This window comes from Shimwellia blattae DSM 4481 = NBRC 105725 (assembly GCF_000262305.1).
Classification (GTDB): domain Bacteria; phylum Pseudomonadota; class Gammaproteobacteria; order Enterobacterales; family Enterobacteriaceae; genus Shimwellia; species Shimwellia blattae.
In genome coordinates this window covers 3,739,882-3,761,157 of sequence record NC_017910.1, presented here as the reverse complement: position 1 = coordinate 3,761,157, position 21,276 = coordinate 3,739,882, and the positions used below count along the sequence as shown (strand labels likewise).

Genomic DNA, 21,276 nt, shown 5'->3' with positions numbered 1-21,276 from the left:
CGGCGCTCACTATACTTCTTCCCGGCTTTTTTTTCAGGAATCCCCGTATGTTCGTGGCGTCAGGTCGCGTTATCCCCGCCGTATTCCGGCAATTGCAGATCCCCCTTCAGGTTGTGCTGTATGCCGGGTTATTTATTCTCTCCCGGCAGCTGGTGGCCTGGGGGCATGTGCCGCTACCGGCAAACCTGGTGGGTATGCTGTTGCTGCTGGCGCTGATTATCTGCCGGGTGGTGCCGCTGCACTGGGTGCGGGCGGGCTCCCGCTGGCTGCTGGCAGAGATGCTGCTGTTTTTTGTCCCGGCGGTGGTGGCGGTGGTGAATTACCCCCATCTGGTGATGGTAGACGGCTGGCGGATCTGCCTGGTTATCGCCCTGAGCACGCTGCTGGTGCTTGGCGCCACGGCCTGGGTGGTGGATAAAGTATACCGCTATGAAGTGGCCCGTGAGCGCCAGGGAGCACGCGACAATGACTGATCTGCTGGTCAGCGTACTGTGCATGGTGATTACGCTCGTGCTCTATTTTGCCAACAAGCGCCTGTACCGGCGCTTTCGCAAGCTGCCGCTGATGCCGCTGGTGATGACCCCGATCCTGCTGGTGGTGATGCTGCTGCTCGGGCATATCTCCTGGCAAAACTATATTGGTGAAACCCACTGGCTGCTCTGGTTGCTGGGGCCTGCGACTATCGCCTTTGCGGTGCCAGTGTATGACAACCTGGCGGTCATCAGGCGCCACTGGATGTCGCTCACTGCCGGGGTTATTACCGCATCGGTCGTGGCGGTGACCAGCTCCGTATGGCTGGCCCGGTTATTTCATCTCTCTGACGAGGTGCAGCGCAGCCTGGCGGTGCGCTCGATTACCACCCCCTTTGCCCTGGAGGCCGCCAAAGCTATGGGCGGCAAGCCGGATCTGGTGGCGCTGTTTGTGGTGGTAACCGGGGTCTTTGGCATGGGGATGGGCGACGCATTGTTCCTGAAAATGTCGATTAAGACCGGCCTTGCGAAAGGGGCCGGGTTTGGCGCGGCGTCTCACGGGGCCGGTACGGCGCGCTCTTATGAGCTGGGGCCACAGGAAGGGGTGGTGGCAAGCCTGGTGATGATGCTCTCCGGGGCGTTGATGGTGGTGATAGCGCCCCTGGTGGCGCGCGTGATGTTCTGAGAGTCCCGGCCCGCAGGCCGGGAACTGTGGCTTAGTGGGCGCGGCCCTGTTCGATACCCAGACCGGTCTGGGAACGGATAAACTGCGCCCGGAACTGCTCGCGCTCCCGGGCACCTTCCGCACTGGTATCGGTGCTGGAGAAGAACCAGATCCCGATAAACGCCACCAGAATGGAGAACAGCGCCGGATATTCGTAAGGGAATACCGGGGTCGCGTGGCCCAGCACCTGGACCCAGATAGTCGGGCCGAGGATCATCAGGATAACGGCGGTCAGCAGCCCCAGCCAGCCACCGATCATCGCGCCACGGGTGGTCAGTTTTGACCAGTACATGGAGAGCAGAATAATCGGGAAGTTACAGCTGGCGGCGATGGAGAACGCCAGGCCCACCATAAAGGCGATGTTCTGTTTTTCAAACAGTACGCCCAGCAGGATAGCAATGACCCCCAGCACCAGCACGGTCATTTTCGATACCCGCAGCTCATCACGCTCGGTGGCCCCTTTGCGGAACACGTTGGCGTACAGATCGTGGGATACCGCAGAGGCCCCGGCAAGGGTCAGCCCGGCAACCACCGCCAGAATGGTGGCAAAGGCCACGGCGGAGATAAAGCCGAGGAACAGATGCCCGCCTACCGCGTCAGCCAGGTGCACCGCCGCCATATTATTACCGCCAATCAGCGCGCCGGTGGCGTCTTTAAAGGCCGGGTTAGCCCCCACCAGCATGATGGCGCCAAAACCGATGATAAAGGTCAGAATATAGAAATAGCCCATAAACCCGGTGGCGTAGAAGACGCTCTTGCGGGCTTCCCGGGCGTCGCTCACGGTGAAGAAGCGCATCAGAATATGTGGCAAACCGGCGGTGCCGAACATCAGGCCCAGGCCCAGAGAGAGCGCTGAAATCGGATCTTTAACCAGGCCGCCCGGGCGCATGATGGCCTCGCCTTTCGGGTGAACGGCAATCGCCTCGCTGAACAGGTTGCTGAAGTTAAAGCCCACGTGCTTCATAACCATAAACGCCATAAAACTGGCGCCAAACAGCAGCAGCACCGCTTTGATAATCTGCACCCAGGTGGTTGCCAGCATGCCGCCGAACAGCACGTACATCATCATCAGCACGCCAACCAGCACCACGGCAACGTGGTAGTTGAGGCCAAACAGCAGCTCGATAAGTTTACCGGCGCCGACCATCTGGGCAATCAGGTACAGGGCGACCACCACCAGAGAGCCGCAGGCAGAAAGCACGCGAATCGGCCCCTGCTTCAGGCGGTAGGAGGCCACATCCGCAAAGGTATAACGCCCGAGGTTGCGCAGGCGTTCGGCAATCAGGAACAGAATAATCGGCCAGCCGACCAGAAAGCCGAGCGAGTAAATCAGCCCGTCGTAACCGGAGGTGTAAACCAGCGCCGAAATACCGAGGAATGACGCGGCAGACATATAGTCACCGGCAATGGCAAGCCCGTTCTGCAGGCCGGTAATATTTCCGCCTGCGGTATAATAATCGCTACGGGAGGAGACCCTTTTCGATGCCCACCAGGTAATACATAACGTAAAGGCGACAAAAATAACGAACATAATAATCGCCTGCCAGTTTGTCGGCTGGCGCTGCACGTCGCCGCTAATCGCGTCTGCGGCCATAGTCCCGGCAGCGTAAAATAACGCTGCGGCACTGAGTAGTGTCTTTACGGGCATTTTCATGATGCTTTTACCTCATGCAGCACTTCTTTATTAAGACGATCAAACTCACCATTAGCACGCCAGACATAAATACCGGTGAGAATAAACGAAATAATGATAATCCCCACCCCGAGCGGAATTCCACGGGTCACACTGCTACCCGGGCTAATAGGGGTGCCGAGCCATTCCGGGGCAAATGAAATTAACAGAATAAAGCCGATATAAATAACCAGTACGATAAGAGACAATATGCAGGCAAATCCTTGCCGTTTAGCGACCAACTCCCTGAAATGCGCACTGTCTTCTATCCGTTGATAAATGTTGTCATTCATCACAGAGTCTCCAGAGGTTTTATTATGAATACATTACAGCACCCGGGCAGATAACCCGTGGCGCGGTTATTCAGGCAACTGCGGTCTGGCAAATAATATCTTCCGGCGTATTACAACCCGATCAACCCTCCCGGCAGAGGAATGCCGGAAGGGAAATACGCCGGGAGGAAGGTCATTACGACGGCATAACGATGGTTTGTTTCTCTTCCAGTAATTTTTCGACAACGCCCGGATCGGCCAGGGTTGACGTATCCCCGAAATTACTGGTATCTCCGGCGGCAATTTTGCGCAGAATACGGCGCATAATTTTGCCGGAGCGGGTTTTCGGTAGTGAGTCTGTCCAGTGCAGCACATCTGGCGTGGCCAGCGGGCCAATCTCTTTACGCACCCAGTTACGCACCTCGGCATACAGGGCCGGATCCGGCTCTTCACCGTGATTCAGGGTGACATACGCGTAAATCGCCTGGCCTTTGATGTTGTGGGGTATTCCCACCACGGCCGCTTCGGCAATCTTCGGGTGTGATACCAGGGCGGACTCGATCTCTGCCGTGCCCAGGCGGTGGCCGGACACGTTGAGGACATCGTCCACGCGCCCGGTTATCCAGTAGTAGCCGTCTTCGTCACGGCGGGCACCGTCACCGCTGAAATAGCAGTTCTTAAAGGTGGAGAAATAAGTTTGTTCAAAGCGCTCGTGATCGCCAAACAAGGTACGGGCCTGGCCCGGCCATGAGTCGGTGATAACCAGGTTACCATCACAGGCACCCTGCTGAACGTGGCCTTCGTTATCCACCAGGGCAGGCTGCACGCCAAAGAAGGGCAGGGTGGCGGAGCCGGCTTTCAGCGGGGTGGCGCCCGGCAGCGGGGTTATCATAAAGCCCCCGGTTTCCGTCTGCCACCAGGTGTCGACAATCGGGCACTTACCGTTGCCGATTTTGTGCCAGAACCACTCCCAGGCTTCCGGGTTAATGGGCTCACCCACCGAGCCCAGCAGGCGCAGGGAGGAGCGATCCGTCCCTTCGATGGCTTTATCGCCCTCGGCCATCAGTGCGCGGATAGCCGTTGGCGCGGTGTAGAGAATATTGACCTTGTGCTTATCCACCACCTGGGCCATGCGGTTAGGCTGGGGCCAGTTTGGCACCCCTTCAAATATCAGGGTGGTAGCACCACAGGCCAGCGGGCCATACAGCAGATAGCTGTGGCCGGTTACCCAGCCCACATCCGCGGTGCACCAGTAGATCTCGCCCGGGTGATAGTCAAAGGTATACAGGAAGGTGGTGGCGGCATAGACCAGGTAACCACCGGTGGTGTGCAGCACCCCTTTGGGTTTACCGGTGGAGCCTGAGGTATAGAGAATAAACAGCGGATCTTCCGCGTTCACTTCTACCGGCTGGTGCTCACTGCTGGCGCTGGCGGTCAGCTCGTGCCACCACAGGTCGCGCCCTTCGTACCAGTCGATATTGCTGCCGGTGCGGCGGAATACCACCACGTTATCAACGCTTGTCACCCCCGGGTTTTTCAGCGCGTCGTCCACGTTTTTCTTCAGCGGGATCTTGCGCCCGGCGCGGATGCCCTCATCAGCGGTGATAACCAGACGGGAGCTGGAATCGATAATGCGCCCGGCTACCGCCTCCGGCGAGAAGCCGCCGAAAATCACTGAGTGGATAGCGCCCACCCGGGCACAGGCCAGCATGGCGACGGCGGCTTCCGGCACCATGGGCATATAAATGGCCACCACATCCCCTTTTTTAATGCCAAGCCCGGTCAGAACGTTGGCAAATTTGCACACCGCCTGATGTAGCTGGCGATAGGTGAGGGTGGTGCTCTGGCTGGCGTCGTCGCCTTCCCAGATGATGGCGGTCTGGTCGCCGCGCTCTGCCAGATGGCGATCCAGGCAGTTGGCGGCCAGGTTCAGGGTGCCGTCTTCATACCATTTAATGGAGACGTTCCCGGGGGCAAAAGAGGTATTCTTAACGGTAGTGTAGGGTTTGATCCAGTCGAGGATTTTTCCCTGCTCGCCCCAGAAGGCGGCCGGATCCTGAACGGACTGCTGGTACTTCTCGTGGTACTGCTCCGGGTTTATCAGGCAATGTTCCGCAATGTTTGCGGGAATAGGATGTTTATGTATTTGGCTCATGGCTTTTTTTCTCCTTATAGAATGTTAATAATATGTCACGCAAAAGTTAAGTGTAGGGGGCGTGAAGGCTTTGTTTACTATTTGGGCGGCAGATCACGCTTAAAACTGAAAGGCTAAAAAGTGCGCTGTTGATTCTTTGAATAACATTAATTTCACATAATGATTAATGAAATTGATGATAATTAAATGCTTTTAATAACATTAAGTTAGGATGGTAGTTTTGTATAAACTAATGGTTATATAGACCCTGTTAATTACATGGCGATAAATATCAATACTTGCGCGATAATCGCGCAGATGGTACTGATATAAGTTGTTATGCCTTAACGAGTCTTCGTGAGGTTTATCGTCGGGTTTCAGGCCAGTGTGCGAGCCTGTGACTTCCCGTCATCATTCGACGTTAGTCATACACTTTCAGTTTTGACGTTCTCATAGAAAAACTGCATGAGAATGGCGTTTTATGGGGTATTCGTTGTTATGAAGAAGAGTAAAGTCAGCCTTGCCTGGCAGATCCTGATAGCGCTGGTACTCGGTATCATTCTGGGTAGCGTGCTGCACTATCAGGCCGACAGCCGCGAGTGGCTTGTTAATAACTTTTTATCACCGGCCGGTGATATCTTTATTCACCTGATCAAAATGATTGTCGTCCCGATTGTGATATCCACCCTGGTGGTGGGGATTGCCGGTGTCGGCGATGCGAAGCAACTGGGCCGGATTGGCGCCAAAACTATCCTCTATTTTGAAGTGATAACCACCGTTGCTATTGTGCTGGGGATCACCCTGGCGAACGTGTTCCAGCCAGGGCACGGGATTGATATGAGCCAGCTGGCAACGGTAGATATCTCTAAATACCAGAGCACCACCGCCGATGTACAAAGCCACGCCCACGGGCTGATGGGGACCATTCTCTCCCTGGTGCCCACCAATATTGTGGCCTCCATGGCGAAGGGCGATATGCTGCCGATTATTTTCTTCTCGGTGCTGTTCGGGCTCGGGCTCTCCTCTCTGCCTGCCAGCCACCGGGAGCCGCTGGTTACCGTGTTCCGCTCGGTGTCTGAAACCATGTTTAAAGTCACCCATATGGTGATGCGCTACGCGCCGGTGGGGGTCTTTGCCCTGATTTCCGTGACCGTGGCAAACTTCGGTTTCGCCTCCCTGTGGCCGCTGGCAAAGCTGGTGATTCTGGTGTACTTCGCCATCGCCTTCTTTGCGCTGGCGGTGCTGGGGATTGTGGCGCGCATGTGCGGGCTGCGGATCTGGATCCTGATTCGCATTCTTAAAGATGAGCTTATCCTCGCCTATTCCACCGCCAGCTCCGAGAGCGTGCTGCCGCGGATAATCGAGAAGATGGAAGCCTACGGGGCACCGGCGTCGATAACCAGCTTCGTGGTGCCGACGGGCTACTCGTTTAACCTGGATGGCTCCACCCTGTACCAGAGTATTGCGGCCATTTTTATCGCCCAGCTGTACGGTATCGAGCTGTCGATTGGCCAGGAGATTATCCTGGTGCTCACCCTGATGGTGACCTCAAAGGGGATTGCCGGGGTGCCGGGGGTCTCTTTTGTGGTGTTGCTTGCCACGCTCGGCAGTGTGGGTATTCCGCTGGAAGGTCTGGCCTTTATTGCCGGTGTTGACCGTATTCTGGATATGGCCCGTACCGCGCTGAACGTGGTGGGTAATGCGCTGGCGGTGCTGGTGATTTCCAAGTGGGAACACAAATTCGACCGCAAAAAAGCCGCCGCTTATGAGCGGGAAATGCTGGGTAAATTCGACACCACAGCGAAGCCCTGATAGCCCTGTGTCCCCCTCCCGGGAGGGGGACATTTCTTACTGGCCGCTGAGTTGCTCAAAGGCCTCACACCCGGTATCAAACCCTTCTGTACAGCTCAGGTTCATCCACTGCAGTGCCTTTTGTTTGTTCGGCACAATAAAGCCCTTTTCCCCCTGGCTGAAGAGCATACCGGCCCAGTATTCCGCATAGCCGGTGCGCGACAGCATGGAGCTTTGTTTAAACCAGCGGGTGGCCTGGTCGTTATCTTCGGCAATGCCGCTGCCGTTTGCGTAGATGATCCCAAGCCACATCTGGGCGTCTACGGCACTGTCGTTTTCGTTATTTTTCGCCGCCTGCTCCAGTAAACGGATGGCGCGGGGGTAGTCGGTGCTCCCTGCCTGGCTATTGACCAGGAGACGGGCCAGGACCACCTGGCCCCGGGGGCTTCCGGCCTTTGCGGCCTGCTCGGCCTGGTGTCTGGCGCGGGTATAGCGGTCGGCCTCCGGCCCTGCCAGGGTGATTTGCGCCAGCAGGGCCATGGCGTCTGCGTCGCCCTGGGCGGCAGATTTTTGCGCCCAGAAGGCAGACTGCTGCATATCGTCTGCGCTAAACCAGGTATCGGCCAGATAATACTGGGCCCGGCGATCGCCTTGCAGGGCCTGTTGTAGCCAGGGGCTGTCGATCTCTTCAGCAGTGGCCATCAGAGGAAGTAAAAATAGCGCCAGTAGCAGGGGTTTCATTATCATTTTTCGCTCGTCAACATGGCGCGCAGTATAGGGTGGCTCTGGTAAGAAGGAAATGGGCAGCTGCCGTGAAACTGAGATAAAAAAAACGGGATGAGGCGACTCATCCCGTTTGTCTGCAGGCCAGGTGGCCTTAGTTCACCAGTGCGGTTTCCCGCAGGCGGGCTTTCAGTTTGTTGTACTCATCAATCACATACTGTTCAGCGGCGTGCTGATCGGCGATGCGTTCAATATTGACTGCACAATATTTGTATTCCGGGGTTTTGGTTATCGGGCTGAGGTTTTCAGACACCAGCTCGTTACAGGCACCAATCCACCACTGATACGTCATATAGACTGCACCCTTGTTCGGACGATCGCTGACGTTAGCCCGGGTAATAACCCGGCCTTTACGGGAGTTCACCCAGATAAGCTCTTCATCTTTAATGCCAAGGCGTTCTGCATCGGCAGTATTGATTTGCGCATAACCCGGTTCATCCGCCAGGGCCGCCAGGGCCGCACAGTTACCGGTCATAGAACGGCAAGAGTAGTGGCCGACTTCACGTACCGTTGACAGCACCATCGGGTACTGTTCGGTCAGTTTATCGATAGGCGGCACCCAGTCACAGGTGAAGAACTGGCCCAGACCGTTCGGGGTATCGAACTTCTCTTTAAACAGATAAGAGGTCCCCTGGTCGGCGTCAGACTCATCGCGGCACGGCCACAGGATATACCCCAGTTCACCCATTTTTTCATAGGTGGCGCCGAGGAAGTCCGGAGACAGATGACGCAACTCGTCCCAGATCTCCTGGGTGTTGTTGTAGTGCATCGGGTAACCCATACGGGTGGCGATCTCACCGATGATCTGCCAGTCCGTTTTCAGGTCCCACTTCGGCTCTACCGCTTTAAAGAAGCGCTGGAAGCCACGGTCCGCTGCGGTGTAAACCCCTTCATGCTCACCCCAGGAGGTAGACGGCAGAATGACGTCAGCCTGAGAGGCGGTTTTGGTCATGAAGATATCCTGAACGATAACCAGCTCCAGATCTTCAAAGGCCTTACGCACGGAGGAGAGTTCCGCATCGGTCTGTAACGGGTCTTCACCCATAATATAGGCCGCGCGAACCTTACCGTGTTCAACGTTGTGTGGCAGCTCACTGATACGGTAACCCGTATGTTTCGGCAGGCTTTCCACACCCCAGGCTTTGGCGAATTTCTCGCTGATGGCCGGGTCAGACACTTTCTGGTAGTCCGGGAATACGTCCGGCAGTGCACCCATATCGCAGGCACCCTGAACGTTGTTCTGACCACGTACCGGGTTCACCCCACAAGACGGTTTACCCAGGTTACCGGTCAGCATCGCCAGACTGGTCAGTGAACGGACGGTTTCCACACCCTGGTAGAACTGGGTAACACCCATGCCCCACAGGATAGCGGCGCTGCCCGCCGTGGCGTACATACGTGCGGCCTGACGAATCTCTGCCGCGCTGACGCCGGTAATATCTTCAACGGACTCCGGCGTATAGCCTTCGACGATTTTACGATATTCCTCGTAGCCTTCTGTACGCTGGGCCACAAAGGCTTTGTCGTACAGCTCTTCTTCAATAATCACGTGCCCGATAGCGTTCAGCAGCGCGATGTTAGAACCGTTTTTCAGTGCAATATGCATGTCGGCAATACGCGCGGTTTCAATTTTGCGCGGGTCGCAGACAATGATTTTCGCCCCGTTACGTTTGGCATTAATCACGTGATTTGCCACGATCGGGTGAGAATCCGCCGGGTTATACCCGAAAATAAAGACTAAATCAGCGCCATCAATTTCCGTGATAGCGTTGCTCATTGCGCCGTTACCGACCGATTGGTGCAGACCTGCAACCGAAGGGCCGTGTCAGACACGAGCGCAGCAGTCGACGTTATTGGTACCAATAACGGCGCGCGCGAATTTCTGCATGATATAGTTGGTTTCGTTCCCGGTCCCGCGGGATGAACCCGTGGTCTGAATGGCATCCGGACCATATTTCGCTTTGATGGCACTCAGGCGGTCAGCGACATAGTTCAGCGCCTCATCCCAGGAGACCGGTTCCAGTTTGCCGCCGCGCTGGCGACGAATCATTGGGGTTCTCAGGCGGGGGGTCAGGATCTGGGTATCGTTAATAAAATCCCAGCCGTAGTAGCCTTTCAGGCACAGGGTTCCCTGATTGGTTTTCCCCTGTGCAGGCTCCGCCCGGACGATCTTGCCGTTATCTACCACCAGGTTTATCTTGCAGCCTGATGCGCAGTAAGGGCAAACCGTGACGACTTTTTTCATCCGCGTTGCTCCAGTTAACACTTTTAAGACGGCCTGAACTGGGCCATCGTGATATCTCTACAGTTAATGCAGGATCTATGCCACATTTAAAGCAAGGTTTTTCGTTGAGAATACGCCCAAAAATGCAGCACAGCGATGACGAAAATCAGAAGATCGTCAAAAGTGACGTGACGATGGCGTGCGCCATGTTAATGATTTGAGACTTCTCCGCTATGGGAAGCACTGCGGGTATTTTAGCCTGAAAACATTACTGCGGAGAGAGCACCATGACGCGACACGGTTTTGCTGTACTGATCTATTCCCTGCTTATACTGGCACCGCTGCACGGTGCCCGGGCAGATGCGCTGGATGATATTGTCGGGCAGACTGTCAGCTCGGTCTCCCGGGCTCTGGACGATGCTTTCAGTGCGGGCACGTCACGTGATGGTGACGATCGCTATACCGATGACGATGACGACCGCTATGGGGACGACGAGCGCTACGATGACGACGATCCCCAGTGGCGCGATGAGCAGTGGCGTCGGGAAGACGAGCGCCGCCGCCGGGAAGATGAACGGCGCCGCCAGGAAGACGAGTATTACCGCCAGCAGAGCGAGCTGCACCGCCAGGATCTGGAGCGCCAGCGCCAGTGGCGGGATGAGCAGCGCCGTCAGGCCGATGAACGCCGCCGCCAGCGGGAAGAACGTCGCCGTCAGCAGCAGGAGATCCAGCGCCAGCGCGAGCAGCAACATTATCAGGAGTCTCAGCGTCGTGAGCAGGAGCAGCGTCGCCAGCAAGATGAACACCGCCGCCAGCAGGAAGAGCAGCACCGCCAGCAACAGGAGCAGCAGCGTCGTCAGCAGGAAGAGCAGCAGCGTCAGCAACAGGAGCAACGTCGCCAGCAGGAAGAGCAGCGGCGCCAGCAGCAGGAACAACAGCGCCAGCAGCAAGAGCAGCAGCGGCGTCAGCAGGAAGAACAGCAGCGTCGTCAGAACCAGGGGTACTGACCGGCAGAAGGCCAGATGAAGGGGGTGTCCCGCACCAGCGGGACGTTGCTACAGGAGAACGGCGGCGCGTTCACCCCGGCAATCCGTTGCCAGAATAGGGGGGATCAGTTCTTTTTAACGAACTCTGATTTCAGCTTCATCGGGCCAAAACCATCAATTTTGCAGTCTATGTTGTGATCGCCTTCAACCAGGCGGATATTCTTCACTTTGGTGCCGATTTTCAGCATGGAAGAGCTGCCTTTGACTTTTAAATCTTTGATAACGGTGACGCTATCGCCGTCGGCCAGCAGGTTGCCATTTGCATCTTTTACCACCAGCACATCGTCTTCCGCCTGCGGCTCATTGTCGTTCCATTCGTGGGCGCATTCAGGGCAGATATACATTCCGTTATCTTCATAGGTGTATTCAGAATTGCACTGTGGGCAGTTAGGTAATGACATGGCGGTTCCTCTGAACATCAGCGTACAGGATAATAGTGCTGAAAATAGTGGTTTCAGCGTAAAAACACGCTGTGGCGTGAAAAAGAGTCGCGCATTGTACATTAATTCCCCCCGGTTGTCGGGGTTTTTTTCACGCCTGGCAGGATTTAACCAGCCCTGAGCACTCAGGAAGTCGCGTTTTTACGGCAGGTCGCCACAAAGGAGCGGGAGCGGCCGGTCAGCCCACAAATCGTGGCGCTGGAGTAGCCCATGGCAAAGTAAGCCATAATGCGCTTTTTATCTTCCGCAACCAGATATTTACGGTTTGGTCTGGGGAGGGGGTCGGCGTGAGGTTCGCCGCCAGCGGCGGCCCGGTCACCCACGGTGCCGGTTATCTGTGTCCAGGCGCGTTCCCGCAGTTCATCACTGGCGTCTGGCCTGGTGGCTATCTCCTGCCAGAGGCGCAACGCCCGGCGAAACAGCCCCTGTTGTTCCAGATGTGTGGCGTGGTTAACCAGCGCGTTAAGGTCATACTGCATAATTTTATTCCCAACTCTGTTCCCGTTATACAGGTGACAAGTTGCTATTAATAACGTTTTTTCGCCGCCAGTCTGGCGTTATTCGTGCTATTAACTGAATTATTATGCATTTTTCTTGCAGGTTTTTGATTATTAGTTTTTCTAATGAAATAAGTAAAATTTTGCCCCGGGCTGAAAAATAAAAAATCAATACCAATAATGAGTTAGCGATTCAGATCGTGAATTAATGTGATCCTGATCATATTTGTCAGTGGGCTGCTTACCGTAATATAAAATTTTATATAACGATATGTGCGTCTGGTCATGAACAACTCCGTAAAACTTGCAGCGCTGATGCCGCTGCTGCTCTCCTGGTTTCCTCATTGCGCCCTTGCGGCGGCGACAGATGAAAAAAGCGAAAACAAACAAGAAGATCAAATCGTGGTCGACGGCCTGGCCGGTAAAGCCGGTGCGGCCACAGGCGGATCCGGTGATCAGGTGTCGGGGGCCGGGTTTAAAACGGATGATATCGAGGTGGGCCCGCTGGGGAACCGGGGCTGGGTCGCTACGCCTTATTCCTCCACCACGGTGACCCGGGATATGATTGATAATCAGCAGGCGATGAGTGTCAGCGAGCTGCTGAAATACTCCCCCAGCACCCAGATGCAGGCGCGCGGCGGGATGGATGTTGGCCGCCCCCAGAGCCGGGGGATGCAGGGGAGCGTGGTGGCGAACAGCCGCCTGGACGGGTTAAATGTGGTTTCGACCACGGCGTTTCCGGTTGAAATGCTGGAGCGTATGGATGTACTCAACAGCCTGACCGGTGCTCTGTATGGCCCGGCCAGCCCGGCCGGGCAGTTTAATTTCACCGCCAAACGCCCCACAGAACAGACCCTGCGCAGGGTAACGCTGGGCTATCAGAGCCGCGGCGCCTATACCGGGCATATTGATTTAGGGGGGCACCTGGATGACGGCCATAAACTGGGCTACCGGATAAACCTGCTGAATGAAGACGGCGAAGGCAGTGTAAAAAACAGCACCCTGCGCCGTAAGCTGCTGGCGGTGGCGCTGGACTGGAATATTCAGCCCGGCACGCAGATGCAGCTGGATTACAGCCACTATGAGTACCTGAAAAAGGGCTATCCCGGTGGTTTCAGCTATGGCCCCGGCGTGAAGCTGCCTTCCGCTACCAGCGCGAAAGATAAAAACCTGTCCCTTAAAACGGCCGGTAATGATCTTACCACGGACACGGTCAGCACCCGGCTGATCCACTATATCAATGATGACTGGTATGTCAGCGGCGGGGTGGGCTGGCAGCAGGCCGATCGCGCCATGCGCTCTGTTTCCAGCACGATCACGGACAACCAGGGGGATATTAAACGCTCGCTGAGCAACGCCAGCGCCGCCGGGCGCTTCCGGGTGTTAAGTAACAGCGTGACACTGAACGGGCATCTGACTACCGGAAGCGTGGGCCATGACGTGGCGCTCTCCACCACCGGGTATGTCTGGTCCCTGTACAGCAGTAAAGGGGCCAGCCAGCGTTATGATCTGGGCACCACGAATATGTACAACCCCAGCCCGATGGAGGAGCCCGCCGACGGTAAAATCCATAAAAACGGGGCGCGCTACAAATCCAGCCAGAACACGCAGCAGAGCGTGACAGTGGGCGATACGGTCACCTTTAACCCCCAATGGTCGGCTATGTTTTACCTCAGCCAGAGCTGGATGCAGACCCGCAACTACGCCAGCGGCGGCGGGAAAACCAGCGAAACCAACAATAACGGCCTGAGCCCGAATGTGGCGCTGATGTACAACATCACCCCATCGGTTATGGCCTATGTCAGCTATGCGGACTCCCTGGAGCAGGGGGGGACCGCCCCGACCAACGCAGGGCTGAAAAATGAAGGCCAGACCCTCGATCCGTATCGCAGCCGCCAGTATGAGGTGGGGCTGAAAGCCGATGTGGCCGGGATGAATCTCGGCGCGGCGCTGTTCCGCCTGAAACGGCCGTTTGCTTACGTTGATACCCGGGACATGGAGTACAAAGAGCAGGGCGACCAGCTGAATAAAGGGCTGGAGCTGACCGCCAGCGGCAACGTATGGCAGGGGCTGAATATTTTCAGCGGGGTGACCTTCCTCGATCCGCAACTGAAAAATACCGTGTCAGAAAGTACCAGCAATAAGCGCGTGGTCGGGGTGGCGAAAGTGCAGGCCAATATGCTGATGGAGTACAGCCTGCCCTCTGTGCCCCAGTGGGTATACAGCGCCAATGTGCATTACACCGGTAAGCGGGCGGCCAATGATACCAACACCTCCTGGGCCGGGAGCTATACCACGCTGGATCTGGGCACTCGCTACACCACAAAAATCAACAACGTGCCAACCACACTGCGCATTGCGGTAAATAACGTGACCAATGAGCACTACTGGGCGTCTATCTTCCCTTCCGGTACGGACGGGGAGAACGGCTCACCCAGCGCATTTCTGGGCGATGGCCGCGAAGTGCGGGCGAATGTCACCTTTGATTTCTGAGCGGTATCTTTATGAGCATACGTAAAAAATTAGCGATGCTGGCGCTGGCAGGCTGCGCCCTGGCAGGGGGCTGCGCATGGGCGGCCCCACAGCACAATCCGGTACGGATAGCCTCCCCCTGGCCTGCCCAGAACACGATAATCACGATGCTGGGCTACGGCAATGATATTGTCGGCACCTCGGCCATTGCGCAAAAGATCCCGCTGTTTGCGGCCAGCCTGCCGCACATTAACCAGGTGCCGGCGATCAGTGTGAACAGCAGCCATGAGATAGATCCGGAGCAGCTGATAGCCCTGAATACCCGGCTGTTATTTGTCGCTCAGAATATGGCGGTTCCCCGCCCTGAGCTGTTAAAGCAGGCCGGGATACGGGTGCTGGTGTTCCCGGCGAACAGCCTGGCTGCGTTACGCCAGCGGGTGCTCAGCACCGGGCAGGTGCTCGGCCCGGATGCCCGCCAGAAAGCGCAAGAGTATGAGGCCTATTTCGCAAATAACCGCCAGCGGGTTGCCCGGCGTCTGGCGGGTCTGGCGCCGTCCCGGCAACTGCGGGTATACCACAGCATGGGCAGCCCGCTGATCACCACCGGGCGGCCATCTCTTAACCAGGACTGGATGGATCTGGCCGGGGCCCGCAATGTGGCCGAAGACTGGTTTAACGGCAAAAAGAGCGCGCGCGGTGAGGTGGCGCTGGAGCGGGTGGTCGCAGCCAACCCCCAGGTGATTGTGGCAATGAATAAGCGCGATGCCCGGGCGATACTCGCCTCTCCCCAGTGGGCCAGAACGGATGCGGTTGTCCATCACCGGGTCTACGTGAATCCAAAAGGGATGTTCTGGTGGTGCCGGGAAACCAGCGAAGAGGCATTGCAGTTCCTGTGGCTGGCGAAAATGCTCTACCCGGAGCGCTTTACCGATATCGATATGCGCAGCGAGACCCGCCACTTTTACCGGCAGTTCTTTGGCCTGCAGCTGTCCGACACGCAAATTGACACTATTCTGAACCCACCGCAATGAGCCCACTTTCTGTCGGAATCGATCTGGGGTATCGCCAGATCCTGCGCCATCGCCTGCTGGTGATGGCCCTTCTCTGCGTGGCGATCACCGGATCGCTGCTGCTGGATTTTACCCTCGGGCCGTCTGGCCTGTCCCTTTGGGATGTGTGGGCGTCGCTGGTCCATCCGCACAGCGTGAGCGCCAGCACCCGGGTGATTGTGCTGGAGATCCGCCTGCCCTATGCCCTGATGGCGCTGCTGGTGGGGATGGCGCTGGGGCTGGCCGGTGCCGAGATGCAGACCATCCTCAATAACCCGCTGGCAAGCCCCTTTACCCTCGGGGTCTCTTCATCTGCGGCGTTCGGCGCGGCGCTGGCGATTGTATCGGGTATCGGTATTCCGGGGATTTCTGGCCAGTGGTTTATATCCGCCAATGCGTTTTTGTTTGCTATGGGCTCTGCGCTGCTGCTGGATATGGTGTCCCGCTGGAGCCGCATGGCGAGCGCCGGGGTGGTGCTGTTCGGTATTGCGCTGGTCTTTACCTTTAATGCGCTGGTGTCGGTGATGCAGTTTGTGGCCGATGAAGACACCCTCCAGGGGCTGGTGTTCTGGACCATGGGGAGCCTGGGGCGGGCCTCCCGGGAGACGCTCGGGGTGCTGGCGGGGGCGCTGGCTCTGGTGTTGCCGTTTTCACTGCTTAACTGCTGGAAGCTGACCGCGTTGCGGCTGGGGGAAGAGCGGGCGATGAGCTTCGGCATTGATGTTCGCCGCCTGCGGCTTGCCGCGCTGCTGCGCATCAGCCTGTTGTCTGCCTTGTCGGTGGCGTTTGTCGGGCCGATTGGTTTTATTGGCCTGGTGGCTCCCCATATTGCCCGCCTGTTGTTTGGTGAAGATCACCGCTACTACCTGCCCGGCAGCCTGCTGACGGGGGCGCTGATCCTGTTGCTGGCGTCCATTGCCGCGAAGAATATTATCCCGGGGGTGATGATCCCGGTGGGCATTGTGACCTCCCTGGTGGGGGTGCCGTTCTTCCTGAGTATTATCTTCCGCCATCAGAGGAGTGAGCGATGAACGCGCTGCGTATTGAGCACCTTTGCGCCGGTTACGGTAAGCGGGAAATTTTGCATGATCTTTCCCTTCCGCCGCTGTCTGCGGGGCAGGTGACGGTGCTGCTCGGGCCAAACGGCTGTGGCAAATCAACACTGCTGCGCGCCCTGGCGGGGCTGAACCCGGCCCGGGGGGCGGTGTATCTTGGTGCGGAAAATCTGGCGACCCTTGCGTTTCACGCGCGGGCCAGAGAGGTGGTTTTTTTGCCCCAGTCCCTGGCGCAGGGGGTGCATTTGCATGTGCTGGAATCGGTGATTGTCGCCCGGCGCGCCAGCGCAAGCCCGCAGGGGCAGAACGTGAAACAGCAGGCAATGCAGATCCTCGAACAGCTGGGTATCGCCCACCTGGCGCTGAGCTATCTTGACCAGCTTTCCGGCGGGCAAAAGCAGCTGGTGGGCCTGGCCCAGTGCCTGATCCGCCAGCCGCGCCTGCTGCTGCTGGATGAGCCGCTGAGCGCCCTGGATCTGCACTATCAGTTTCAGGTTATGGCGCTGATAGCCCGGGAGACGGCGGCCCGCAATATGGTTACCGTGGTGGTGGTGCACGATATTAATATCGCCATGCGCCACGGGGACTACATTGTGATGCTCAAAGATGGTCATCAAGTGGCCTGCGGTGCGCCAGAGGTGGTGATAACCCCGGACACGCTGGCCCGGGTGTACGGAGTGCGTGGCCGGGTTGAGCGCTGCTCTGAGGGGAAACCCCAGGTTATCCTTGACGGGGCTCTTCCCTGTTGCGGGCAGACGCCAGCAGTGCGCCTGAATCGCGGCTAGATCTTCAGCGTATCAATCACGGCCCTCAGGGCCGGTGAAACATTACGATGAGGATAATAAAGATATGACCCTTCCAGCTTCAGGCTGTAGCGCTGTAATACCCGGATAAGCGTTCCCTGTGCGATATCCCCGGCGACCAGATCCTCCGGCACGTAAGCCAGGCCGAGCCCGGCCCTGGCGGCGGCAACCTCCATATAGCTGTCTGAGAGCGCCCACTGCCCCTGCGGGTGGTGGGTGATGTGCTTCCCGTTCTGGCTCAGCTCCCACTGGTACAGACTGCCGTCGGCGAACTGGTAGGCAATACAGGGGTGGACCACTAAATCTGCCGGGGTTTGCGGGAAACCATAGCGGCGAAAATGGTCGGGGGTGCCCACCACCGCCATCTCCATATCGGGCGTAATGCGCACCGCCACCATGCCACCGCCCACTTCCGGCCCCAGGCGCACACCGGCGTCAAACCGCTGCGCGATAATATCAACAAAGCGGTTCTCGCTGATGAGCTCCAGCCGGATATCGGGGTAGCGCTGTTTAAACACTGCCAGCTTCGGCAGCAGGATTTTATCAATCGCGTGCTGGCTGGCGTTAATACGCACCGTTCCCGACGGGGTATTACGGTAATAAGCCAGTGTGGCAAGGCCCGAATCCAGTGCGTTAAACCCGGATTCGGTTGTCCGGTAGAGTTGCTCGCCCGCCTGGGTGAGTGAGAGCTTACGGGTGGTGCGCACCAGCAGCTGCATGCCCAGCCGCTCTTCAAGTTCACGGATGGCGCGGCTGATCCCGGACTGCGCCAGGCCCAGCCGCCGGGCTGCCGCTGTGAAGCTGCCCTCCTGCACGACCAGCATAAACAGATAGAGGTCGTTATAGTTTTCCCGCTTCGCCATCGCCCTGCCTTATTAATAACAAAATGATATGAATTCTAGCAATTTTACCCCGCTAATCAGCACTATTTTTGCTCATTATAATGGCCCCACTGAAACAGAGTACCGCAGTATTACCGGATGCGGTTTGTAACAACACATTGTTTTTAATGGGGGTTTACACCATGACATTCACCAGAAAACTGATTGCCGCGCTACCCGCCATGCTGCTCTGTACATCATTAACCGGAGTGACCACCATGAGCCATGCAGAGACCACTAACCCAAATGCCCCCGTTTCACTGGTTGAAAAATGGGACAAAACATTCGCCGAAAGCCAGAAGGTGAGCCACCGTAAAGTGACCTTTCCTAACCGCTACGGCATTACGCTTGTCGGGGATCTTTATGTTCCCGTGGATCGTGGCGATCGCAAACTGGCCGCTATTGCCGTCAGCGGCCCTTTTGGCGCCGTGAAGGAGCAGTCCAGCGGCCTGTATGCGCAAACCCTGGCAGAGCAGGGATTTGTGACGCTGGCATTTGATCCCTCCTACACCGGTGAAAGCGGCGGCTACCCCCGCAATGTGGCCTCTCCGGATATCAATACCGAAGATTTCAGCGCGGCGGTGGATTTCCTCGGCCTGCAAAAAGAGGTCGATCGTGACCGTATCGGTTTACTGGGCATTTGTGGCTGGGGCGGGATGGCGCTGAATGCGGCAACCATGGATACGCGGGTGAAAGCGGTGGCAACCAGCGTGATGTACGACATGAGCCGGGCCATGGGCCACGGGGTGGGAAACGGTAAGGATCGGTATTCCACCGCCGATCGCCGTATCGTGCTGAGATACCTGAACGCCCAGCGCTGGAAGGATGCGCAAAGCGGCACCATCGCACAGTCGAACCACGATATTTATGTCGATAACAGTGGCCATGCCAGCGCCGCCGACCGGGCCTTGCCGGAAACATTACCTGCGAACCCTGACCCGGTGCTGAAAGAGTTTTTTGATTATTACCGGATGCCACGGGGCTTTCACCCGCGTTCGGTGAATTCGAATGGCGCATGGAATACCACAATGCCGCTGGCGTTTATGAATATGCCGCTGCTGAGCTATGCCAGTGAAATGACCATTCCGGCGTTAATTGTTACCGGTGAACACGCCCACTCGCGCTACTTTGCCGAAGACGCCTATAACGCGCTGGGCAGTAAAGATAAAACCCTGCTGATAGTGCCCGGCGCTAACCATGTGGATTTATACGATAACGTGGCCGGAAAAATCCCGTTTTCCCGGTTTGAGCAGTTTTTTAAAACAAAACTGAAATAAGTGATAGCACCGACCAGTTAACCCTGTCGCCCGCGGTTATTGCGGGTGGCGGGTATGGCTGGCCGGGAAATATTAAGAGAGACGAATAATGTCTGAAGTAGTTTGTGAAACCCCCCATGTGAAAGTATCTGCGCACTGGGGGGGCGTTTTTGCCATGACACTGGCGATTTTTGTTCTGATTGCCTCAGAGTTTATGCCGGTCAGCCTGCTGACGCCGATTGCCCGGGATTTAGCCATAACCGAAGGGCAGGCGGGGCGGGGCATTGCGATTTCCGGTGCCTTTGCCGTGCTGACCAGCCTGCTCCTTCCGGCGATTGCCGGGCGGCTGGATCGTAAATACCTGCTGTCGGGAATGACGGCGTTGATGGCCATATCGGGGGTGACGATTGCCCTGGCCCACAGTTATCCGGTTTATATGGTGGGACGGGCACTGATTGGTATTGCCATTGGCGGGTTCTGGTCCATATCTACGGCAACGGCGATGCGCCTTGTGCCGCCGCACCGGGTTCCCCGGGCGCTGGCTATTTTTAATAGCGGTAATGCGCTGGCAACCGTGGTAGCGCCGCCGCTGGGCAGTTATCTGGGGACGACTGTCGGGTGGCACGGGGCGTTTTTATGCCTGGTGCCAGTGGCGGTTGTGGCGTTGCTCTGGCAGGGCTTCAGCCTGCCTGCCATGAAGGCCGCTGATTCCGGTAAGGCTCAGGGTGGGGTGTACCGGCGGCTTTGCCGCCCGGTTGTGCTCCTCGGTTTGCTGGCCTGCGGGGGCTTTTATATGGGCCAGTTTGCGTTATTTACCTATCTGCGCCCGTTTCTGGAGCATGTTACCCGGGTGAGTGCCGGTACATTATCCCTGATGCTGCTTATCACTGGCATGGCGGGGGTTGTCGGCACGCTGGTTATCAGCCCGTTATTCAGCCGCAGGCTCTGGCCTGTGCTGATAGCGATTCCGCTGGTGATGGCGGCCATTGCCGGGATCTTAATGCTGGCGGGGCATCACGCCTGGGTGGTGGCCCCCCTGCTGGCGGGCTGGGGTATGGTTTCCACGGCAGCCCCGGTGGGGTGGTGGACATGGCTTGCCCGGACATTGCCCGGTGAGGCAGAGGCCGGAGGCGGGCTGATGGTCGCCGTGATTCAGCTTTCCATTGCGATGGGGTCAACGGCCGGGGGGATGATGTTCGACCAGTATGGCTGGCAAAGCGCGTTTGGGCTGAGCGGTGTGCTGCTGGTGTGCGCGGCGGTGCTGACATTCAGACTGGCGCGCAGGGGGTGAGATCGCTTGCCCAAAAGCAAAAACCCGCCTTTTTGGCGGGTTCTTTGAATAGTGGTGCCCGGACTCGGAATCGAACCAAGGACACGGGGATTTTCAATCCCCTGCTCTACCGACTGAGCTATCCGGGCAACGAGGCGTATTAGACTGTATTACCTTTATTCCGTCAATGGAAAATCTTCATAGAGTCGTTCGGACGCGTGTTTTTTCAGCAAAAAGTGAATGTTTTGCTCAAACATTAGTCTTGTAATATCTATCAGAACTCTACCTTAGCGCATCTTTGAAGCTCTTTTTGTGTATGTCTGAGGTATTGCACCATAAACAAAGCCTGTACTGCTTATCACATGATACATGTAACTTGCTGATTACTTGTGTTTCCCGGTTAGTAAAAAAACAATAACCACTTGATCAGGATGGGC

General features: G+C 56.9%; 18 protein-coding genes and 1 tRNA gene. 10 read left to right on the top strand and 9 right to left on the bottom strand.

The window, feature by feature from the left end; all coding sequences use genetic code 11:
• Positions 1-47 precede the first annotated feature (47 nt).
• Complete coding sequence (locus EBL_RS17625; RefSeq protein ID WP_002441500.1) at positions 48-473, top strand: CidA/LrgA family protein; 426 nt, start codon at positions 48-50, stop codon at positions 471-473.
• Positions 466-1,155 (top strand): LrgB family protein, encoded by a 690-nt coding sequence (locus EBL_RS17620; RefSeq protein WP_002441502.1) that lies wholly within the window; start codon positions 466-468, stop codon positions 1,153-1,155. Before EBL_RS17625 ends, EBL_RS17620 begins: the two co-directional genes overlap by 8 nt.
• A 31-nt stretch (positions 1,156-1,186) precedes the next feature.
• On the opposite strand, the gene actP is transcribed toward EBL_RS17620, so the two are convergent.
• The 3 genes from actP to acs form a co-directional block, all read right to left on the bottom strand.
• Positions 1,187-2,842, bottom strand: a complete 1,656-nt coding sequence (gene actP / locus EBL_RS17615) for a cation/acetate symporter ActP (protein WP_126298307.1) — start codon at positions 2,840-2,842, stop codon at positions 1,187-1,189.
• 2 nt (positions 2,843-2,844) lie between these two features.
• Positions 2,845-3,159, bottom strand: coding sequence for a DUF485 domain-containing protein (locus EBL_RS17610; RefSeq protein WP_002441505.1), 315 nt, complete (start codon positions 3,157-3,159; stop codon positions 2,845-2,847).
• Between the two features lie 175 nt (positions 3,160-3,334).
• Complete coding sequence (gene acs, locus EBL_RS17605) at positions 3,335-5,293, bottom strand: acetate--CoA ligase (protein ID WP_002441506.1); 1,959 nt, start codon at positions 5,291-5,293, stop codon at positions 3,335-3,337.
• Positions 5,294-5,770: 477 nt separating this feature from the next.
• Between acs and gltP the strand changes: the two genes are divergently transcribed.
• The gene (gene gltP / locus EBL_RS17600) at positions 5,771-7,084 is read left to right on the top strand and encodes a glutamate/aspartate:proton symporter GltP (protein ID WP_014716225.1); all 1,314 of its coding nucleotides are present in this window, start codon (positions 5,771-5,773) and stop codon (positions 7,082-7,084) included.
• Between the two features lie 36 nt (positions 7,085-7,120).
• Here the strand turns inward: gltP and EBL_RS17595 are convergent, their stop codons facing one another.
• Positions 7,121-7,804: a tetratricopeptide repeat protein gene (locus EBL_RS17595; RefSeq protein WP_174270555.1), complete on the bottom strand. Its 684-nt coding sequence runs from the start codon at positions 7,802-7,804 to the stop codon at positions 7,121-7,123.
• A 136-nt stretch (positions 7,805-7,940) separates the two neighbouring features.
• Positions 7,941-10,091, bottom strand: a complete 2,151-nt coding sequence (locus EBL_RS17590; RefSeq protein ID WP_002441512.1) for a formate dehydrogenase H subunit alpha, selenocysteine-containing — start codon at positions 10,089-10,091, stop codon at positions 7,941-7,943.
• A gap of 266 nt (positions 10,092-10,357) precedes the next feature.
• Here EBL_RS17590 and EBL_RS20770 point away from each other — a divergent pair, with 266 nt between their 5' ends.
• Positions 10,358-11,077 carry a hypothetical protein gene (locus EBL_RS20770; protein WP_014716222.1) on the top strand — a complete coding sequence of 240 codons (720 nt, stop codon included), beginning with the start codon at positions 10,358-10,360 and terminating at the stop codon, positions 11,075-11,077.
• Positions 11,078-11,181: 104 nt separating this feature from the next.
• On the opposite strand, the gene EBL_RS17575 is transcribed toward EBL_RS20770, so the two are convergent.
• Together EBL_RS17575 and EBL_RS17570 are read right to left on the bottom strand one after the other, a co-directional pair.
• On the bottom strand, positions 11,182-11,517 hold the full coding sequence (locus tag EBL_RS17575; RefSeq protein ID WP_002441513.1) for a zinc ribbon domain-containing protein YjdM: 336 nt from the start codon (positions 11,515-11,517) through the stop codon (positions 11,182-11,184).
• Positions 11,518-11,681: 164 nt separating this feature from the next.
• Positions 11,682-12,035, bottom strand: coding sequence for a hypothetical protein (locus tag EBL_RS17570; RefSeq protein ID WP_002441516.1), 354 nt, complete (start codon positions 12,033-12,035; stop codon positions 11,682-11,684).
• A 303-nt stretch (positions 12,036-12,338) separates the two neighbouring features.
• On the opposite strand from EBL_RS17570, the gene EBL_RS17565 reads away from it, so the two are divergent.
• From EBL_RS17565 to EBL_RS17550, 4 genes are read left to right on the top strand one after another with little or no spacing between them, the layout of a single operon-like run.
• The gene (locus EBL_RS17565) at positions 12,339-14,546 is read left to right on the top strand and encodes a TonB-dependent receptor (protein ID WP_014716220.1); all 2,208 of its coding nucleotides are present in this window, start codon (positions 12,339-12,341) and stop codon (positions 14,544-14,546) included.
• A gap of 11 nt (positions 14,547-14,557) precedes the next feature.
• On the top strand, positions 14,558-15,556 hold the full coding sequence (locus EBL_RS17560) for an ABC transporter substrate-binding protein (RefSeq protein ID WP_014716219.1): 999 nt from the start codon (positions 14,558-14,560) through the stop codon (positions 15,554-15,556).
• Complete coding sequence (locus tag EBL_RS17555) at positions 15,553-16,605, top strand: FecCD family ABC transporter permease (protein ID WP_002441522.1); 1,053 nt, start codon at positions 15,553-15,555, stop codon at positions 16,603-16,605. Before EBL_RS17560 ends, EBL_RS17555 begins: the two co-directional genes overlap by 4 nt.
• Positions 16,602-17,414, top strand: coding sequence for an ABC transporter ATP-binding protein (locus tag EBL_RS17550; RefSeq protein ID WP_002441525.1), 813 nt, complete (start codon positions 16,602-16,604; stop codon positions 17,412-17,414). The genes EBL_RS17555 and EBL_RS17550 overlap by 4 nt, the downstream gene beginning before the upstream one ends.
• On the opposite strand, the gene EBL_RS17545 is transcribed toward EBL_RS17550, so the two are convergent.
• The gene (locus tag EBL_RS17545) at positions 17,411-18,295 is read right to left on the bottom strand and encodes a LysR family transcriptional regulator (protein WP_002441527.1); all 885 of its coding nucleotides are present in this window, start codon (positions 18,293-18,295) and stop codon (positions 17,411-17,413) included. The two genes, EBL_RS17550 and EBL_RS17545, sit on opposite strands and share 4 nt — an antisense overlap.
• 161 nt (positions 18,296-18,456) lie before the next feature.
• Between EBL_RS17545 and EBL_RS17540 the strand changes: the two genes are divergently transcribed.
• Together EBL_RS17540 and EBL_RS17535 are read left to right on the top strand one after the other, a co-directional pair.
• Positions 18,457-19,590 carry an alpha/beta hydrolase gene (locus tag EBL_RS17540; RefSeq protein WP_002441529.1) on the top strand — a complete coding sequence of 378 codons (1,134 nt, stop codon included), beginning with the start codon at positions 18,457-18,459 and terminating at the stop codon, positions 19,588-19,590.
• 88 nt (positions 19,591-19,678) lie between these two features.
• Positions 19,679-20,860, top strand: a complete 1,182-nt coding sequence (locus EBL_RS17535; protein WP_002441531.1) for an MFS transporter — start codon at positions 19,679-19,681, stop codon at positions 20,858-20,860.
• Positions 20,861-20,912: 52 nt separating this feature from the next.
• On the opposite strand, the gene EBL_RS17530 is transcribed toward EBL_RS17535, so the two are convergent.
• Positions 20,913-20,988, bottom strand: a tRNA-Phe gene (locus EBL_RS17530).
• Positions 20,989-21,276 lie beyond the last annotated feature (288 nt).

What these genes read in the sequence shown, in the direction of transcription:
- EBL_RS17625 (WP_002441500.1), top strand. Translation starts at nt 48, where the DNA reads ATGTTCGTGGCGTCAGGTCGCGTTATCCCCGCCGTATTCCGGCAATTG.
- EBL_RS17620 (WP_002441502.1), top strand. Translation starts at nt 466, where the DNA reads ATGACTGATCTGCTGGTCAGCGTACTGTGCATGGTGATTACGCTCGTG.
- actP (WP_126298307.1), bottom strand. Translation starts at nt 2,842, where the DNA reads ATGCCCGTAAAGACACTACTCAGTGCCGCAGCGTTATTTTACGCTGCC.
- EBL_RS17610 (WP_002441505.1), bottom strand. Translation starts at nt 3,159, where the DNA reads ATGAATGACAACATTTATCAACGGATAGAAGACAGTGCGCATTTCAGG.
- acs (WP_002441506.1), bottom strand. Translation starts at nt 5,293, where the DNA reads ATGAGCCAAATACATAAACATCCTATTCCCGCAAACATTGCGGAACAT.
- gltP (WP_014716225.1), top strand. Translation starts at nt 5,771, where the DNA reads ATGAAGAAGAGTAAAGTCAGCCTTGCCTGGCAGATCCTGATAGCGCTG.
- EBL_RS17595 (WP_174270555.1), bottom strand. Translation starts at nt 7,804, where the DNA reads ATGAAACCCCTGCTACTGGCGCTATTTTTACTTCCTCTGATGGCCACT.
- EBL_RS20770 (WP_014716222.1), top strand. Translation starts at nt 10,358, where the DNA reads ATGACGCGACACGGTTTTGCTGTACTGATCTATTCCCTGCTTATACTG.
- EBL_RS17575 (WP_002441513.1), bottom strand. Translation starts at nt 11,517, where the DNA reads ATGTCATTACCTAACTGCCCACAGTGCAATTCTGAATACACCTATGAA.
- EBL_RS17570 (WP_002441516.1), bottom strand. Translation starts at nt 12,035, where the DNA reads ATGCAGTATGACCTTAACGCGCTGGTTAACCACGCCACACATCTGGAA.
- EBL_RS17565 (WP_014716220.1), top strand. Translation starts at nt 12,339, where the DNA reads ATGAACAACTCCGTAAAACTTGCAGCGCTGATGCCGCTGCTGCTCTCC.
- EBL_RS17560 (WP_014716219.1), top strand. Translation starts at nt 14,558, where the DNA reads ATGAGCATACGTAAAAAATTAGCGATGCTGGCGCTGGCAGGCTGCGCC.
- EBL_RS17555 (WP_002441522.1), top strand. Translation starts at nt 15,553, where the DNA reads ATGAGCCCACTTTCTGTCGGAATCGATCTGGGGTATCGCCAGATCCTG.
- EBL_RS17550 (WP_002441525.1), top strand. Translation starts at nt 16,602, where the DNA reads ATGAACGCGCTGCGTATTGAGCACCTTTGCGCCGGTTACGGTAAGCGG.
- EBL_RS17545 (WP_002441527.1), bottom strand. Translation starts at nt 18,295, where the DNA reads ATGGCGAAGCGGGAAAACTATAACGACCTCTATCTGTTTATGCTGGTC.
- EBL_RS17540 (WP_002441529.1), top strand. Translation starts at nt 18,457, where the DNA reads ATGACATTCACCAGAAAACTGATTGCCGCGCTACCCGCCATGCTGCTC.
- EBL_RS17535 (WP_002441531.1), top strand. Translation starts at nt 19,679, where the DNA reads ATGTCTGAAGTAGTTTGTGAAACCCCCCATGTGAAAGTATCTGCGCAC.